13 protein-coding genes are annotated in these 15,629 nt (G+C 61.2%); 8 read left to right on the top strand and 5 right to left on the bottom strand.

Features of this window, described 5'->3' with window-relative positions:
- Positions 1-20: 20 nt before the first annotated feature.
- Both PhaeoP97_RS12495 and PhaeoP97_RS12490 read right to left on the bottom strand, forming a co-directional pair.
- Positions 21-1,355 carry a GH1 family beta-glucosidase gene (locus tag PhaeoP97_RS12495; RefSeq protein ID WP_072505334.1) on the bottom strand — a complete coding sequence of 445 codons (1,335 nt, stop codon included), beginning with the start codon at positions 1,353-1,355 and terminating at the stop codon, positions 21-23.
- Between the two features lie 28 nt (positions 1,356-1,383).
- On the bottom strand, positions 1,384-2,415 hold the full coding sequence (locus PhaeoP97_RS12490) for a LacI family DNA-binding transcriptional regulator (RefSeq protein ID WP_072505333.1): 1,032 nt from the start codon (positions 2,413-2,415) through the stop codon (positions 1,384-1,386).
- 248 nt (positions 2,416-2,663) lie between these two features.
- Here PhaeoP97_RS12490 and PhaeoP97_RS12485 point away from each other — a divergent pair, with 248 nt between their 5' ends.
- The 5 genes from PhaeoP97_RS12485 (at position 2,664) to PhaeoP97_RS12465 (ending at position 9,184) form a co-directional block, all read left to right on the top strand.
- Positions 2,664-4,016: an ABC transporter substrate-binding protein gene (locus tag PhaeoP97_RS12485; protein ID WP_072505332.1), complete on the top strand. Its 1,353-nt coding sequence runs from the start codon at positions 2,664-2,666 to the stop codon at positions 4,014-4,016.
- 157 nt (positions 4,017-4,173) lie between these two features.
- A complete protein-coding gene (locus tag PhaeoP97_RS12480; RefSeq protein WP_072505331.1) occupies positions 4,174-5,181 on the top strand; it encodes a carbohydrate ABC transporter permease in 1,008 nt (335 codons plus the stop codon).
- 10 nt (positions 5,182-5,191) lie between these two features.
- The gene (locus PhaeoP97_RS12475) at positions 5,192-6,340 is read left to right on the top strand and encodes a carbohydrate ABC transporter permease (RefSeq protein ID WP_072505330.1); all 1,149 of its coding nucleotides are present in this window, start codon (positions 5,192-5,194) and stop codon (positions 6,338-6,340) included.
- A 62-nt stretch (positions 6,341-6,402) separates the two neighbouring features.
- Positions 6,403-8,061, top strand: a complete 1,659-nt coding sequence (locus PhaeoP97_RS12470; RefSeq protein ID WP_072505329.1) for an alpha-glucosidase — start codon at positions 6,403-6,405, stop codon at positions 8,059-8,061.
- A 31-nt stretch (positions 8,062-8,092) separates the two neighbouring features.
- Positions 8,093-9,184: an ABC transporter ATP-binding protein gene (locus PhaeoP97_RS12465; RefSeq protein WP_072505328.1), complete on the top strand. Its 1,092-nt coding sequence runs from the start codon at positions 8,093-8,095 to the stop codon at positions 9,182-9,184.
- A gap of 9 nt (positions 9,185-9,193) precedes the next feature.
- Here the strand turns inward: PhaeoP97_RS12465 and PhaeoP97_RS12460 are convergent, their stop codons facing one another.
- The 3 genes from PhaeoP97_RS12460 to PhaeoP97_RS12450 are packed head-to-tail and all read right to left on the bottom strand — an operon-like array spanning position 9,194 to position 12,320.
- On the bottom strand, positions 9,194-10,273 hold the full coding sequence (locus PhaeoP97_RS12460; RefSeq protein WP_072505327.1) for an ABC transporter substrate-binding protein: 1,080 nt from the start codon (positions 10,271-10,273) through the stop codon (positions 9,194-9,196).
- The gene (locus PhaeoP97_RS12455) at positions 10,243-11,658 is read right to left on the bottom strand and encodes a sensor histidine kinase (RefSeq protein ID WP_072505326.1); all 1,416 of its coding nucleotides are present in this window, start codon (positions 11,656-11,658) and stop codon (positions 10,243-10,245) included. The genes PhaeoP97_RS12460 and PhaeoP97_RS12455 overlap by 31 nt, the downstream gene beginning before the upstream one ends.
- Positions 11,655-12,320 carry a response regulator transcription factor gene (locus PhaeoP97_RS12450; protein WP_072505325.1) on the bottom strand — a complete coding sequence of 222 codons (666 nt, stop codon included), beginning with the start codon at positions 12,318-12,320 and terminating at the stop codon, positions 11,655-11,657. Before PhaeoP97_RS12450 ends, PhaeoP97_RS12455 begins: the two co-directional genes overlap by 4 nt.
- A gap of 130 nt (positions 12,321-12,450) precedes the next feature.
- On the opposite strand from PhaeoP97_RS12450, the gene PhaeoP97_RS12445 reads away from it, so the two are divergent.
- The 3 genes from PhaeoP97_RS12445 to PhaeoP97_RS12435 all read left to right on the top strand — a co-directional run bounded on the left by PhaeoP97_RS12445 (position 12,451) and on the right by PhaeoP97_RS12435 (position 15,591).
- A complete protein-coding gene (locus tag PhaeoP97_RS12445; protein ID WP_072505324.1) occupies positions 12,451-13,428 on the top strand; it encodes a Bug family tripartite tricarboxylate transporter substrate binding protein in 978 nt (325 codons plus the stop codon).
- A gap of 149 nt (positions 13,429-13,577) precedes the next feature.
- On the top strand, positions 13,578-14,072 hold the full coding sequence (locus PhaeoP97_RS12440; protein WP_072505323.1) for a tripartite tricarboxylate transporter TctB family protein: 495 nt from the start codon (positions 13,578-13,580) through the stop codon (positions 14,070-14,072).
- A 1-nt stretch (position 14,073) separates the two neighbouring features.
- Positions 14,074-15,591 (top strand): tripartite tricarboxylate transporter permease, encoded by a 1,518-nt coding sequence (locus PhaeoP97_RS12435; protein ID WP_072505322.1) that lies wholly within the window; start codon positions 14,074-14,076, stop codon positions 15,589-15,591.
- Positions 15,592-15,629: the final 38 nt, after the last annotated feature.

The raw sequence follows: 15,629 nt of genomic DNA, 5'->3' as shown, positions 1-15,629 counted from the left end.
CCAGTGCTCCTGCACCGCTCTTATTTAGATGCGCTCGTAAGCGCAGATCGCAACGCATGATAAGACGCCTTGGGTGTGCGTTTCAGCGTTTCAAAATCCACATGCACCAGGCCAAAGCGTTTTTCATATCCCAGCGCCCATTCGTAGTTGTCCAGCAGCGACCATAGGAAATAACCCTGTACGGGCACGCCATCGGCAATCGCGCGACGTACGGCGTCGAGGTGGTCATCGACAAAGGTGATGCGCGCCATATCCTCCACCCCGCCCTCAGACACAACATCCGCATTGGCCATGCCGTTTTCCGTCACAATCAGCGGCAAATCACCCGTATAATCGCGCGCTGTCCGTGTCAGGAAATCATACAGCCCCTGCGGATAGATTTCCCAGCCCATCTGCGTTTTGGGCAGCGGGCCATCCACCTCGGCATACTGCGGCCATGGGCCTGCGTCAGGGGCAATCTGTTTGCGCGTATAGTAGTTCAGCCCGCACCAGTCGACGGGCGCGGTGATGGTGGCAAAATCATCCTGCCAGCCCTGTGGCAGATGCGGCTCCAACCCTTCCAGCGCCAGATCCGGGTAGCGTCCGTGAAAGGCACCGCCAAGGAAAAAGCCGTTGTAGATCGCATCATAGCGCGCGGCGGCCTGCTGCGCGGCTGCGCTGTCATCAACGGGCGTGGCCCATTCCAGATTGAACACGCCACCCAGATTGCCCATGCCGAGGGCGCGCATCGCCTGAATGGCAGTGCCATGGGCCAGCATCACATGGTGCATCGCTCGCGCGGTGGCGCGAATATCCCGCAGACCCGGCGCGTGATGGCCAAGGAAATGTGACAGCCAGCCTACGCACCACGGCTCATTGATCGGGGCAGCAGAATACATCCGGTCACCGATCCGGCTCATGATGATCTCGGTATAATCGCCAAACCACTTGGCAATCTCGCCGTTGCGCCAGCCGCCCAGATCCGCCAGGGCCTGTGGCAGTTCCCAGTGGTACAGCGTCACGCAGGGCTTCAGCCCGCGTTCCAGCATCGCGTCTGTTAGCCGGTCATAGAAATCAAGCCCCTCAGGGTTCGGCGCGCCGCGCCCCTCTGGCATGACCCGCGCCCAGCTGGTCGAAAATCGATAGCAATCGAACCCGGCAGCCGCCGCCAGATCAAGATCCTTGGCGTAACGGTGGTAGTGGTCGCAGGCCCGCCCGCCATGTTCGGCGCGCACGACGTTGCCGGGGGTGGCGGCGAAACTGTCCCAATGGGTGAGCCCAGCACCGCCAAATCCGTGACCTTCGATCTGATAGGCAGAGGTGGCAGTGCCAAAAAGAAACTCTTTGGGAAAATCAGCGCGGCTGTTGCGGAACATGGCCAGGGGCTCCTGTCGGGGGGATCAATCAGCGAGGAGAGGGCGCAGGACCGGTCGAGCGGCCAACGGTCAGCTGCGCTTCAAGCAGACGGGTCGGAAGCGGCAGGCCGGGATTGCGGATCTGGTCCAACAGCAGATTGGCCAGTTGGCGGCCTGCCTCCTGTACGGAGGACACAGTGGCGGTGAATTGCGGCACCTCATCGCCGTTGCGCAGATAGGACAGGTCATCGTCATGGGTGATCACCGAAATCTCGCGCCCCATCTGACGCCCTGAATCCTCAATCGCGCGGCGCACCCCCATGGCGGGGATGATCGACGACACCAGATAGGCGGTGGGCGGATCTATCATCGCCTGGGTTTTCACAACAGTGCGATAGCCATAGCTCTCGGTCATTTCCTCCGCATACATTAGCGCGGGATCCAGCGGCAGGCCTGCCGCCTTTAACGCGTATTCATAGCCCGCCCGACGGCGCCAGGCGAAATCCATGCTCTCCAACCCGTTCACCAGACAGATCCGCCGGTGCCCAAGGTCGATAAGAAACCGCGTCGCCCGGTCAAAAGCGCTTTTGTTGTTCACATCCAGCCAGCAATAATCGCCTTCTACGTCAGAGGCGCGTCCATGCACTGCAAAGGGCAGGCCGATTTCACGCAACAGTCCGATCCGGGGATCCGACATGCGCGGCGCATGCAGAACGATGCCGTCAACATTCCGTTTGGAGGCCATCTCGCGATAGGCTTTCTCCTGCTTCTTATCCTCAACCAGCGACAACACCATGTCATAGCCGGCCGCGGCGTAGCTCTCGCCGGCACCTGCGATGAAGTCGCCGAAGATTGGGTTCACCATCTCATGCTGCGACGACAACGGGATCACGTGACCAATCGCCATTGCGCGCCCTGTGGCCAGCGCTTTGGCGCGGGTGTTGGGGCGGTAGTTGTGTTGCTCTGCGGCGGCTGCGACGCGCTTACGGGTTGCTTCGCTCACCTCGGGAAAGCCGTTGAGCGCACGGCTCACTGTCGTTTGCGACAGGTTCAGATAGGCGGCCAGTTCCTTCAGGTTCATTCGCAGAAAACTCCAAAGCGCTTTGATTTCAATGTCTACACCCCGGGCAACCACGGGCCATCTGCGCAGTTATGGCAGGGCAGGGGACAGGCTGGCAAGTCCCGTGTTTTTTATAGTTGTTTGGTGTTCGGACGGGAAATTGTTGACAGTTCCATCCGAATCCGGGATTTTGCTGAAATCCAAAGCGCTTTGAAAACTTTGAAACCGTGACAAACGGCAGGCGCGTTGAACACTCGGGAGGAAACATCATGAAACGCAGTCTTTTGGCAGCAGCCGGCGTCTTGGCCCTGTCTGCTGGTCTTGCGCAGGCCGAAGGCGCGCTGACCTTTCCGGTCGGCGAGGGAGAGTTTAACTGGGAGAGCTTCGAGGCGCTGAAGGCAACTGATCTTTCGGGGGAGCAGGTTACGGTTTTCGGCCCCTGGCTTGGCCCGGATCAGGAGCTTGTGGAAAAGGTCCTGGCATATTTCGCCGAAGCCACCGGCGCGGATGTGCGTTACACTGGCTCTGACAGTTTTGAGCAGCAGATCGTCGTCGATGCAGAGGCAGGCTCCGCGCCCAACGTCGCCGTCTTCCCGCAGCCGGGTCTTGTGTCGGACATGGCAGCACGCGGCTTTATCGCGCCGCTGGGCAGCGAGACCGCCGATTGGGTCCGTGAAAACTATGCCGCCGGTGACTCCTGGGTTGATCTCAGCACCTTCACGGGGCCGGATGGCAATGACGATGTCTTTGGCCTGTTCTACAAGGTGGATGTCAAATCCCTTGTCTGGTACGTACCTGAAACATTTGAAGATTTCGGCTATGACATCCCCCAGTCGATGGAGGAGCTGAAGGCATTGACCGATCAGATGGTCGCCGATGGCAACACGCCTTGGTGCATCGGCCTGGGGTCTGGTGGTGCCACTGGCTGGCCTGCAACCGACTGGGTTGAGGACATGATTCTGCGCACCCAGGATCCGGGCGTTTATGATCAATGGGTCAGCAATGAAATCCCCTTCACCGATCCGCGTGTTGTGAATGCCATCGAGGAGTTCGGATATTTCGCCCGCAATGACGATTACGTCTCGGGTGGTGCGGGCGCCGTGGCCTCCACCGATTTCCGCGATAGCCCCAAAGGCCTGTTCGCCAGCCCGCCGCAATGTCTGATGCACCGTCAGGCGTCGTTTATCCCGGCGTTCTTCCCAGAAGGAACCGAAGTGGGTCTGGACGCAGATTTCTTCTACTTCCCGGCCTACGCGGAAAAGGATCTGGGCAGCCCGGTTCTGGGCGCTGGTACCCTGTGGTCAATCACCAACGACAGCAAGGGCGCGCGCGCATTGATGGAGTTCCTGAAATCCCCCATCGGACATGAGGTCTGGATGGCGCAACAGGGCTTCCTGACCCCGCATAAGGGCGTGAACACCGATGTCTATGCCACCGACACGCTGAAGAAGATGGGGGAGATCCTGCTCTCTGCCGATACCTTCCGCTTTGACGCATCTGACCTGATGCCGGGTGGAGTAGGCGCGGGATCCTTCTGGACCGGTATGGTCGGCTATGCTGGCGGCACCCCGGCTGAAGAGGTCGCAGCAGAGATCCAGTCCTCCTGGGATGCTCTGAAGTAAGTCATCGATAGGGGTGGGTCGGCCCCGATGGGCCGACCCGCATCATCGCTCCCGTGTCATCGCTGTTTTCGCCCCCCGTGACACGCCCATCTGCGCGACCCCGTGACCTGCCGGACGCCTGTCCGGCGCCACGCTCCACCACCAAGGGAGATATACCATGCATCCAGCCATTCAGGGACTGCTCACAATCGCCTTTGGCGTCGGAGGGTGTGTCGGCTATTTCTATTTTTCCAATCTCGTGCTGGACCGGGTGATCTTTCCAGCGCGCGGCGCGCATATCGCCCGCAACATCCGTCGCGCCAATATGATCCGGCCCTGGCTGTTCCTCTTTCCCGCATTGCTCGCGCTGGGGCTTTATCTGGCCTATCCGGTGGTTGAAACACTGCGCCTGTCGGTCACCGAACGGGTTCCCGGTGGCGGGTCGGAATTTGTCGGTCTTGCCAACTATCAGCAGATGCTGGCGGAGGCGAAATTTTGGGAGGCGCTTCAGAACAACTTCCTGTGGCTCCTTGTCGTGCCTGCGGCCTCAACCGCCTTTGGTCTGCTGGCCGCACAGCTGACGGACAGGCTGGCCTGGGGCAATATCGCTAAATCGCTGATCTTCATGCCGATGGCGATTTCATTCGTCGGCGCTGCGGTGATCTGGAAACTGGTCTATGACGCGCGACCCGAAGGCACCGACCAGATCGGCGTTCTGAACGCGCTCTACATCTATTTCGGCGGCGACGGGCCGATGCAGTGGCTGACAATTCCGTTTTGGAACAGCTTCTTTCTGATGATGGTGCTGATCTGGATCCAGACCGGCTTTGCCATGGTGATCCTGTCGGCAGCCCTGCGCGGCATCCCGGAAGAAACCGTGGAGGCCGCCATCGTGGATGGGGCCGGGCCGTTTCAGATCTTCTTCAAGATCAAGGTACCGCAGATCATGGACACCATCGTCGTGGTCTGGACCACCATAACCATCGTCGTGCTCAAGGTCTTTGACATCGTCTTTGCCATGACCAACGGCCAGTGGGAGACGCAGGTCCTGGCCAACTACATGTACGACAAACTGTTCCGCGCCAATGACTGGGGCGTCGGCTCTGCCAGCGCCATGGTCATCATGCTGCTGGTGCTGCCGATACTGGTCTGGAACGTCTATAACGCCCGCCGCGAAATGCGCTGAGGAGACCGCGATGACTGTTATTGCCGGAGAAAAACCCGCGCTGATCTGGGCCTTGCGCCTGTCTGTGGTGCTGCTTGTGGGGCTGTGGCTGTTCCCGACGCTGGGCCTCTTGGTGTCGTCCTTCCGCACCTCGGACCAGATCGCGACCAGCGGTTGGTGGCGTGCGATGTTCCCAAGCGAGCAGAACCTGACCCTGCGCACCGATCCACCCAGCGCACAGGTGCAGGAGGGCGACCTCTATGTGATTGAGGGGCGTCTTTTTGCCGAAGGCACCAGCAGCGAGATTTCTGCTTGGGGCACCTCTGCGCGCGACCCTGCGGCCTATGAACCCGGCATCAGCGCAGAGCTGCGCCGTGGCGGCACCCTGATGGTTGCGGCAGATGGCGCCTACAGGTTGGAAAGCACAGAGGAAATCAGTGGTAAACGCGGCCCCCGTGTGTTCGTCACCGCAACCGTGCCGCCGGAATTCACGCTGGAGAACTATGAAACCGTGCTGGTGTCCGGCAATGCGACAGACAATATGGCAAAGGCGTTTTTCAACACGCTGACCGTCACCATCCCGGCCACCATCATCCCGATCCTCGTCGCGGCCTTTGCCGCCTATGCGCTGGCGTGGATGGAGTTTCCGGGCCGCGCCCTTCTGGTGGCGGCTATCGTCGGCCTGCTGGTGGTCCCCTTACAACTGGCCCTGATCCCGCTGCTGAAGTTCCACAATGAAATCGGCATCGGCAAGGGCTACATCGGTGTCTGGATGGCGCACACCGGTTTTGGCCTGCCGCTCGCGATCTACCTTTTGCGCAACTACATGGTCGGCATTCCCCGCGACATCATTGAAAACGCCCGCGTCGATGGCGCCACCGATTTCATGATTTTTGTGCGCATCATCCTGCCCTTGTCGTTCCCGGCGCTGGCCTCCTTTGCGATTTTCCAGTTCCTGTGGACCTGGAATGACCTTCTGGTGGCGATGGTGTTCCTGATCGACGCAACCGGAGAAACCACGGTGATGACCAAGCAGATTGTTGAACTGCTGGGCACCCGTGGCGGCAATTGGGAGATCCTCGCCACCTCCGCTTTCGTCTCGATTGCGGTGCCGCTCGCCGTCTTCTTTGCGATGCAAAAATACCTCGTCCGTGGCCTCCTTGCAGGCTCGATCAAGTGATCTGATCCGCAGGCCGGATCACACCGGCGCTGCCCTTATTCTAAGACTATGGAAAAACTGCCATGAACGCTCAAGCTCAACTCGACCCGGCACAGCTTCTCGCCGCTGACCCCGATTGGTGGCGTGGTGCGGTGATCTATCAGATCTACCCACGCAGCTATCAGGACAGCAACGGCGACGGCATCGGTGACCTTCGGGGCATCACCGAGCGCCTGCCGCATATCGCATCGCTTGGGGTGGACGCGATCTGGATTTCGCCGTTCTTCACCTCCCCGATGAAGGATTTTGGCTATGACGTTTCGGATTATTGCGACGTCGACCCGATGTTTGGCAGCCTGTCCGACTTTGACCAGCTGGTCGCCGCCGCCCACCGTTTGGGCCTGCGGGTGATGATTGATCTGGTGCTGTCGCATACCTCTGACCAGCACGCATGGTTTGGTGAAAGCCGTCAGAGCCGCGACAATGCCCGCGCCGATTGGTACGTCTGGGCCGACCCGCAACCCGATGGCACGCCGCCCAACAACTGGCTGTCGATATTTGGCGGCTCTGCCTGGCAGTGGGATCCCCGGCGTGAGCAGTATTACCTGCACAACTTCCTTGTCTCGCAACCGGATCTGAACTTCCACTGCCCCGCCGTGCAGGACGCGCTGCTGGATGTGACCCGCTTCTGGCTGGAGCGCGGCGTTGATGGCTTTCGCCTTGATACGATCAACTTCTACTACCACGATGCAGAGCTGCGCTCGAACCCGGCCCTGCCGCCGGAGCAACGCAACGCTACCATCGCCCCCTCGGTGAACCCCTATAATCACCAGGAACATCTCTATTCCAAGAACCAGTCGGAAAACCTCGCCTTCCTGGGCCGGTTCCGCGCGCTTCTGGATGAATACCCGGCCAAGGCAGCCGTGGGCGAGGTGGGCGATGCGCAGCGCGGCCTTGAGATCATGGGCAGCTACACGGCGGCCAACACCGGTGTTCATATGTGCTATGCCTTCGAACTTCTGGCCAAGGATGTGCTGACGGCCTCCCGGCTGGCCGAGGTTTTTGCCGAGGTGGATCGCGTTGCCGCAAATGGCTGGGCCTGCTGGGCGTTTTCCAACCACGATGTGATCCGCCACAGCAGCCGCTGGGGTCTCAACCCGGCGGCACAGCGCCTGTTCAACACGATGATGATGTGCCTGCGCGGCACCACCTGCATCTATCAGGGTGAGGAACTGGGCCTGCCGGAGGCAGATATTGCCTTTGAAGACCTACAGGATCCTTATGGCATTGAGTTCTGGCCCGAATTCAAAGGGCGCGATGGCTGCCGTACGCCCATGGTCTGGGAGCCGTCGAATGGCGCGGGCGGCTTCAGCGAGGGCAAGCCATGGCTGCCCGTCTCGCCCGAACATCTGAATCTGAGCGTGGCCAGTCAGGAGGCCGACCCGGACGCCATGCTGCACCACTACCGCCGCGCCATCGCCCTGCGCAAGGCGCATCCGGCGCTGGCGGTGGGCACCCATGATCAGCTGCGGGCAGAGGGCAATGTCGCCTTCTTCACCCGTCAGGACCGCGATGAGGTGATCTTCTGTGCCTTCAATCTGGGGGACATCCCGGCAGAGATCACCCTGCCGCAGGGCACATGGCAGAAGCCCGACACCGACATCGCCTTGGCCGATCTACCACCGAATGGCGGGCGCGTTGCGCTGGCACCGTGGCAGGCCTGCCTTGCGGTGCGGGGCTGACAGAAACGACGAGCAGGGGAGGGACCAGTAGATGGCAAACCTGAAATTGACCAATGTGGCCAAAACCTACGGGGGCGGCGTCGAGGTTCTGAGAGACATCAACCTCGATATCAAACAGGGGGAGCTGATCGTCTTTGTCGGCCCTTCCGGCTGCGGCAAATCCACCTTGCTGCGGATGATCGCGGGGCTGGAACGGATCAGCGGCGGCACGCTGGAAATCGACGATGCGGTGATGAATGACATTCCGCCCGCCCAGCGGGGCATCGCGATGGTGTTTCAATCCTACGCGCTCTATCCGCATATGACCGTCCGCGACAACATGGCCTTTGCGCTGAAGATCGCGAAGAAAAGCAAGGACGAGATCGACGCCGCCATCGACCGTGCCGCCAAGATCCTGCAGCTGGAGCCTTATCTCGACCGCCTGCCCAAGGCGCTGTCGGGCGGGCAGCGGCAGCGGGTTGCCATCGGCCGCTCTATCGTGCGCGATCCGAAGGTCTATCTCTTTGATGAACCACTCTCAAATCTGGACGCGGCGCTGCGGGTCGCCACCCGCATCGAAATCGCCCAGCTGAAAGAGGCGATGCCGGACAGCACCATGATCTATGTGACACATGATCAGGTGGAGGCGATGACGCTGGCCAGCCGTATTGTGGTTCTGGCCGACAAAGGCATCGCACAGGTGGGCACCCCGCTGGACCTGTATCAGCGACCCGAAAATGAATTTGTCGCCCAGTTCATCGGCTCACCTGCCATGAACCTGATCCCCGGCAGCGTGATTGCCACCGGCCCACGCACCACCGTGCGGCTCAACAGCGGCGAGGAGGTCATGGCCGATATCCCCACGACCGACGCCGATCAGGGCCTCGCCGTGAATGTCGGCGTGCGGCCAGAGGATCTGGTGGAAACAGGCACAGGCGGCGCGCTGATTGACAGCCGTGTCGATATTGTGGAGGCCCTGGGCGAGGTCACCGTGCTCTACATCGCGGCGGGCGAGGGGAAGGACCCGCTGATTGCCAAGCTGCCCGGCATTCACAAGGGGCTGCGCGGCTCCTCTGTGCGGCTCTACGCTGACCCGGCCAAGCTGCATCTCTTTCACAACGGCCAGTCGCTGCTCTATCGCTAAGCGCTCGCGCTACTTCTGCAAGACGGTGCTGCGCCATTCCTCAAGGAACCGCGCCCGTTTCAGCCGGTCGAGAAACACCAACAGCCCCGGTCCCATCTGGATCGGGCGCAAGGCGGCGGTGGGGTTGGTCTCGGCGGTGGCGTAGCGCGGGAAAGGGTAGTCCGGATCGCGCCCGTTGCCCCAAGCGGCCCGCAAAAGGTGGTCGATGAATGCCCCCGCCAGATCCGGGCGCTCCGCCCCTCTCAACACGACAGCCGTGCGCAGCATCATATTGGTATAGTCCTGCGGATCGACGATCTCGATCCGCTCCGCCAGATCGTCCCGCGCACGGGCATAGCTGCCCAGCACGTTGTAGGCGATGGCCAGTTCCCCGCGCGACACCGCCTCGATCATCTCGCCGGAGCAGCAATAGAGCCGCAAATCAAGGCTGCCGAAAATTTCCATCATCCGCCAGAAACTCTCTGAGGTGCGCAGATCCTGGGTGGCAAACAAATAGCCAAGCCCGCTTTTCTCAACATCATATGTGCCGATGCGCCCCCGAAACCGGTTGGGGTAGCGGCGCAAGAGCGACATCAGCGCCTGACGGCTGCGCGGCATCTCCAGCCCGTCAAAGGCGGCGGGCGACAACACGATCGACGCAGGCTCCTGCGAGAAGGCAAAGACATGATCGCGCCAGACCGCCCAATCCGGGATTTTCAGCCGCCCAGCGGGGGAATGCGCGCGGGTGTACCCATCATTGGCAAGCTTGGTCTGCAGATCCAGCGCCGAGGATACAGCAAGATCAAAAGCCGGGCCTTCCTCCACCACCGCGCGCATCAGCTCTGAACTGCTGACCGACACATAGTCCACCACCACCGTGGGTCGGGTGCGCAGAAAGCTCTCGACCAGCGGGGCCAACAGATCGGTGTCCGTGGTGGACAGAACCCGTAGGATTTCCGCGCTCGCCTCACCGGCGGCGGGGCCGAACCGGCGCCGATCCTCCACCTCAAACGCCTGCGCTGCGAACGCTGGCAGAACAAGGGTCAGGGCCACCAGACAGGCTGCGCGGATCAGGCCTGTCAAAGCACTGGAAAGCATAAGGAAACGCATGATCCCTCCCGTCTTGGAGATGCAGCCGGTGGCCCGCTGGTGGCCTGGCTCGGCGCGATGGTCAGGCGCCCGCCATGGGCCTCCACAACTTCACGCGCAATCGTAAGCCCAAGGCCCGAGCCAATCGTCCCTTCGGCATTGGCACCCCGCGCAAACCGCGCCGTCAGGGCCTCGGTATCGCCGCTGGGAAACCCGCCCGCCTCATCAATGATGCTGAGCCGCAGCTCTGCGCCCTCCTTGCGCAGGATCACCTGAATGTCGCTCTCGGCAGGGGCATATTTGATCGCATTGTCCAAAAGGTTGCGCACCGCGTTCTGGATCAGGATCGGATCGCCGGACAGGGGCGGCGTCTGCGGCAGGTCGGAATGCAGCGCAATATCTTTCAGCTCCGCAATAGGGCGCAGCCGGTTCAGCAGATCGCGCGATAGCGCACCCAGATCCACCTCCTCACGCAGCAGGCTGTCGGTGCGAAATGTCACCATCGCGTGATCCAGCAACTGCCCCGCCGCGCGGGAGCTTTCGTCAATCGCGCGGATCATCTCGCGCAGCGAGGCGCGGTTTTCGTCCCGCTCAACCCGCCTCAATGTGATCTCCGCCTGCGCGCGCACCGTGGCCAGCGGTGTGCGCACCCGGTGGGCCGCCTCGGCGATGAAATCTTCGGACCGAGAGAGGGAAATCCGCAACCGCTCAATAAACCGGTTGAGCGATGTCACCAGCGGGATCATCTCCGACGGCACTGGGCGGCGCACCGGGCGCAGATCCTTCGGTCCACGGCGCGACACAGCCTCGGCCAGTTCGGCAAGCGGTCGAATACTGGACTGTGCTGCCCAGATTGCCAAAAACGCTGCAATCATGAAAAACCCCAGACCAAGCTGTAGCGCGGTGCGCGTCAGCTCCGCCAATTGCGCCGACTGCCCTTCGCGGGTCTGCGCCACGGAAATCACCACATCGGAGACCTGACCGTTCAGCGACACCCGCCGCGCCAGCGTCACCATGCGGATACTATCGCCTTTGTAGGGCGCAGTATCAAATCGCGGCTGCCCTCGCTGGGGCAGCAGATCAGGCAGCGGCAGGTCGCCGTAGCCAGTGAGCAGGCGGTCATTTTGTGCGACCCGATAAAACACCCGATCATCGCTGACATTGCCCAGCATCGACAGCGCCGAGTAGGGGATATCGACCGTTACGTCGCCCGACCGTACAGACACCGAGTCCATAATCGACGTGGCCGAGGCCTGAAGAATGCTGTCATGGGTGCGCTGCGACACATCCCGGGTGAAGACCAACACGATGAAGAACAACAGCGAGGCGAGAAAGGCGGCGCTGCCCACCAGTTGCAACGTCAACCGCCGCCGGATTGACCCGCTGGTCGGCAGCGCGCGGCTCATGCAAGCGACATCCGGTAGCCCAGCCCGCGCACCGTGGTGATTTCCACATCCGCCCCGGCCAGATGTTTGCGCAGCCGTGCCACATAGACCTCAATCGCATTTTCCGAGACGTCTTCCTCATAGGAAAACAGCCGGTCCACCAGTTTCGATTTGGAAAAAATCCTGTCCGGCGCATTGATGAAAATTTCCAGCAGCCGCAGCTCCTTGTTGCGCAGGGAGACGGTTTTGTCGCCCACCACCAGCGTGCCCGCCAAGGGATCAAACACCAGCGCGCCGAATCGTTTCTGGTTGGAACTGCCGCCACCATGGCGCCGCAACACGGCCCGGCAGCGCGCTTCCAGTTCGGAAAAATCAAAGGGTTTGGTGATGTAATCATCCGCGCCCAGATCCAGCACGCCCACCCGGTCCGACACCTCGGATCGCGCAGTCAGCACGATCACCGGCGTTGTGCCCTCACGGTTGCGATGAGACTTAAGAAAGCTGCGGCCGTCCCCGTCGGGCAGCATAATATCCAACAAAATCAAATCGTAATCCGCCGTCGCCGCATAGTCATCCGCGACCGCCAGATCCGGGGCATGATCCACCACATGGCCATCCATCCGCAGCCGGTCCTCGACAGCAGAGGCCAGGCTCAGGTTGTCTTCGACCAGCAGGAAACGCATCGGGATCTATCCATAAATAGGGCGGGTGGGCGACTGTGAAATTGAGTGTGACAGGTTTGTGTCAGCTTGACGTGTTCCCCTTCAGTCATGAGCGGCCAAGCCGCCATTTGTCAAATGGGAGGACAAACAGATGAAAACGACTTTGACCCGGCGCGCCCTGATGGCGGTGACCGCTGCGACACTGGCCTTTGCTGCGCCGGTTTCTGCGGATGAGATGGTGGACAGCATCCACTTTCTGATCCCCGGCGGCGCAGGCGGCGGCTGGGACGGCACCGCGCGCGGCACCGGTGAGGCGCTGACCAAGGCGGGCCTTGTGGGCAATGCCTCCTTTGAAAACATGTCCGGCGGTGGCGGTGGCAAGGCGATCGGCTATCTGATCGAAAACGCCGAGAGCAATCACGGCACCCTGATGGTGAACTCCACCCCGATTGTGATCCGCTCGCTGACCGGTGTCTTCCCGCATAACTTCCGTGACCTCACCATGGTCGCAGGCACCATTGGCGATTACGCGGCCATCGTGGTGGGCAAGGACAGCCCGATCAACTCCATGTCCGATCTGATCGCGGCCTATCAGGCCGATCCGCGCAAGACCGCCATCGGCGGTGGCTCGGTTCCCGGTGGCATGGATCATCTGGTCGCCGCAATGGTGATGAAGGCCGCAGGCGAAGAGCCAACAGCGGTGAAATACATCCCCTATGATGCAGGCGGGGTTGCCATGGCCGCCCTTCTCTCCGGTGAAATCGCAGCACTCTCCACCGGCTTCTCCGAGGCGATTGATTTGGCCAACGCAGGCGAGGTGAAAATCATTGGCGTCACCGCCGAGGACCGCGTGCCCGCCTATGCAGACGCCCCCACGATGAAAGAACAGGGGATCGACGCAACCTTCGTCAACTGGCGCGGTTTCTTTGGCGCACCCGGCCTGCCAGAGGAAAAGGTCAACGCCTACCGCGCCGCTCTGGCCAAGATGTATGACACCCCCGAATGGGAAGAGGTCCGCGCCCGCAACGGGTGGGTCAACATCCACAACAGCGGTGATGATTTCGTCAGCTTCCTGGAAGGTCAGGAAGAGGTCATCAAAAGCCTGATGCAGGAACTCGGCTTCCTCTAAGTCTGGCAGAGCAGACAGGCGTCCGGTCCGAGAGGTGCCGGGCGCCATGCCTCTGACGACAGAAACCGCTGGCGCGCATCTTCGGGAGGAGGTCGCGCCGCCGCTCAGGTTTCACTCTGAACATATCTCACCAAAGGGGGGAGAGCCCAATGGCGCTCGACCGATGGATCGCGCTGGTCATTCTCATGATCAGCCTCGCCTATGGCTACACGGCCTTTTTCACTATGGACGAAGGGCTACCGCCGTTCATGAAATTCAATGCCATCTGGCCCAGCACCTTTCCCAAGGGATTGTCTGTCATGGCGGTGATCTGCGCGCTGATCATCCTGTTGTCGCCGCAGAAAGCCGATGCGGGCCCAAAGGCCGGCGACATCGATTACCGCCGCCTGCTGGACTACAAGCTGGGTCAGGCCACCGCACTTTTGGCGATGATGGTGATCTACGCGCTGGCGCTTCGTCCGGTTGGCTTCCTGATTTCTACCGTCGCATTTCTGGTGATCAGCGCCATGATCCTTGGCGAACGCAAGCTGCATATCCTGATCCCTATCGCTGTTCTGGCGGCGGGTGTGGTCTGGTATCTGGTGCAGCAGGTGCTGGGTATCTACCTGCGCCCGCTGCCCTTCTTCATGGGGACTGGGGGCTGATATGCTGGACGGTATTCTGATTGGCCTCAGCACGGCCTTTTCCTTTAGTAACCTCCTGATGGTGATCGGCGGCTGCCTCATCGGCACCTTCATCGGCATGTTGCCGGGTCTTGGCCCGATGAGCATCATTTCCATCATGATCCCGGTGGCGATTTCCATCGGTGATCCTTCTGCTGCGCTGATCCTGCTGGCGGGGGTCTATTATGGCGCCATCTTTGGCGGCTCCACCTCCTCCATCCTGATCAATGCGCCGGGCGTGGCCTCAACCGTGGCGACGTCCTTCGATGGCTATCCGCTGGCGCGACAGGGCAAGGCGGGTAAGGCGCTGACCGTGGCGGCGATTTCGTCCTTCTGCGGTGGCAGCATTGGCGCGATCCTGCTGATGATCTTCGCCCCCGCGCTGGCCAGTGTCGCCCTGCTGTTTCACTCCGCCGAATATTTCGCGCTGATGGTGGTGGGGCTTTCTGCCATCGCCGCCTTTGCAGGCACCGGTCAGGTGGTGAAGGCCCTGCTGATGACCGTGCTTGGCCTGATCATGGCCACGGTAGGTGAGGGTGCGCTGTTCAATATGCCTCGCTTCACCATGGGCATCATGGACCTGCAATCTGGGTTTGGCTTCATCACCTTGGCCATGGCGATGTTTGCCCTGCCAGAGGCGCTGTATCTGGTGCTGGATCCTGGCCGCTCCAAGACCGAAGGTGGCAGCAATGAGATCAAGGATCTGCGCATCACCAGGGCGGAGGCGAAATCCATCGCGCCGGTGATTGGCCGCCAGTCGATTCAGGGCTTCCTGATCGGCGTGCTGCCGGGTGCCGGGGCCACCATCGCCTCCTTCCTTGGTTATGCGGTGGAGCGCAATATCGCCCCGAAGGAGGAGCAGAAAGAATTCGGCAAGGGTGCCATCAAAGGCCTCGCCGCGCCGGAAAGCGCCAATAATGCCGCCTGCACAGGCTCCTTTGTGCCGTTGCTGACGCTGGGCATTCCCGGCTCCGGCACCACGGCGATCCTGCTGGGCGCGCTGATCGCGCTCAATGTCTCGCCCGGGCCGCGCCTGATGGTGGATGAGCCGGAGATCTTCTGGGCCGTGATCATCTCCATGTATGTCGGCAATCTGATCCTTCTGGTTCTGAACCTGCCGCTGATCCCCTATATCGCCAAGGTGCTGGCGGTGCCGCGCAACTATCTGATCCCCTTCATATTCTTCTTCACGTTGATGGGGGCCTATATCGGGCAGAACAATGCGACCGAACTGCTGATCCTTGTGGGTCTGGGGATTTGTGCCACGGTGCTGCGCTTTGCCGACTATCCGCTCGCGCCCCTGCTGATCGGCTTCATTTTGGGCTCAATGCTGGAGGATAACTTCTCCCGCTCGATGCAGCTCTATGATGGGCTGGGCTTTCTGATGGAGCGCCCGATGACCATCGGCCTGCTGGGGCTGGCGGCCCTTCTGGTGATCCTGCCCAGCTACCGTGCCCGCCGTGCGCGGCTGCGCCAGCGCGGGGTGGCAGACGGCGATTGATCGTCGCCATGGAAACAGATCACGGGGGCGCTGCGGCG

Source organism: Phaeobacter porticola, from assembly GCF_001888185.1.
GTDB classification, from domain to species: domain Bacteria; phylum Pseudomonadota; class Alphaproteobacteria; order Rhodobacterales; family Rhodobacteraceae; genus Phaeobacter; species Phaeobacter porticola.
The sequence above is the reverse complement of the archived record's forward strand: the minus strand, read 5'-3'. Positions and strand labels throughout refer to the sequence as shown.

What these genes read in the sequence shown, in the direction of transcription:
- PhaeoP97_RS12495 (WP_072505334.1), bottom strand. Translation starts at nt 1,355, where the DNA reads ATGTTCCGCAACAGCCGCGCTGATTTTCCCAAAGAGTTTCTTTTTGGC.
- PhaeoP97_RS12490 (WP_072505333.1), bottom strand. Translation starts at nt 2,415, where the DNA reads ATGAACCTGAAGGAACTGGCCGCCTATCTGAACCTGTCGCAAACGACA.
- PhaeoP97_RS12485 (WP_072505332.1), top strand. Translation starts at nt 2,664, where the DNA reads ATGAAACGCAGTCTTTTGGCAGCAGCCGGCGTCTTGGCCCTGTCTGCT.
- PhaeoP97_RS12480 (WP_072505331.1), top strand. Translation starts at nt 4,174, where the DNA reads ATGCATCCAGCCATTCAGGGACTGCTCACAATCGCCTTTGGCGTCGGA.
- PhaeoP97_RS12475 (WP_072505330.1), top strand. Translation starts at nt 5,192, where the DNA reads ATGACTGTTATTGCCGGAGAAAAACCCGCGCTGATCTGGGCCTTGCGC.
- PhaeoP97_RS12470 (WP_072505329.1), top strand. Translation starts at nt 6,403, where the DNA reads ATGAACGCTCAAGCTCAACTCGACCCGGCACAGCTTCTCGCCGCTGAC.
- PhaeoP97_RS12465 (WP_072505328.1), top strand. Translation starts at nt 8,093, where the DNA reads ATGGCAAACCTGAAATTGACCAATGTGGCCAAAACCTACGGGGGCGGC.
- PhaeoP97_RS12460 (WP_072505327.1), bottom strand. Translation starts at nt 10,273, where the DNA reads ATGCGTTTCCTTATGCTTTCCAGTGCTTTGACAGGCCTGATCCGCGCA.
- PhaeoP97_RS12455 (WP_072505326.1), bottom strand. Translation starts at nt 11,658, where the DNA reads ATGAGCCGCGCGCTGCCGACCAGCGGGTCAATCCGGCGGCGGTTGACG.
- PhaeoP97_RS12450 (WP_072505325.1), bottom strand. Translation starts at nt 12,320, where the DNA reads ATGCGTTTCCTGCTGGTCGAAGACAACCTGAGCCTGGCCTCTGCTGTC.
- PhaeoP97_RS12445 (WP_072505324.1), top strand. Translation starts at nt 12,451, where the DNA reads ATGAAAACGACTTTGACCCGGCGCGCCCTGATGGCGGTGACCGCTGCG.
- PhaeoP97_RS12440 (WP_072505323.1), top strand. Translation starts at nt 13,578, where the DNA reads ATGGCGCTCGACCGATGGATCGCGCTGGTCATTCTCATGATCAGCCTC.
- PhaeoP97_RS12435 (WP_072505322.1), top strand. Translation starts at nt 14,074, where the DNA reads ATGCTGGACGGTATTCTGATTGGCCTCAGCACGGCCTTTTCCTTTAGT.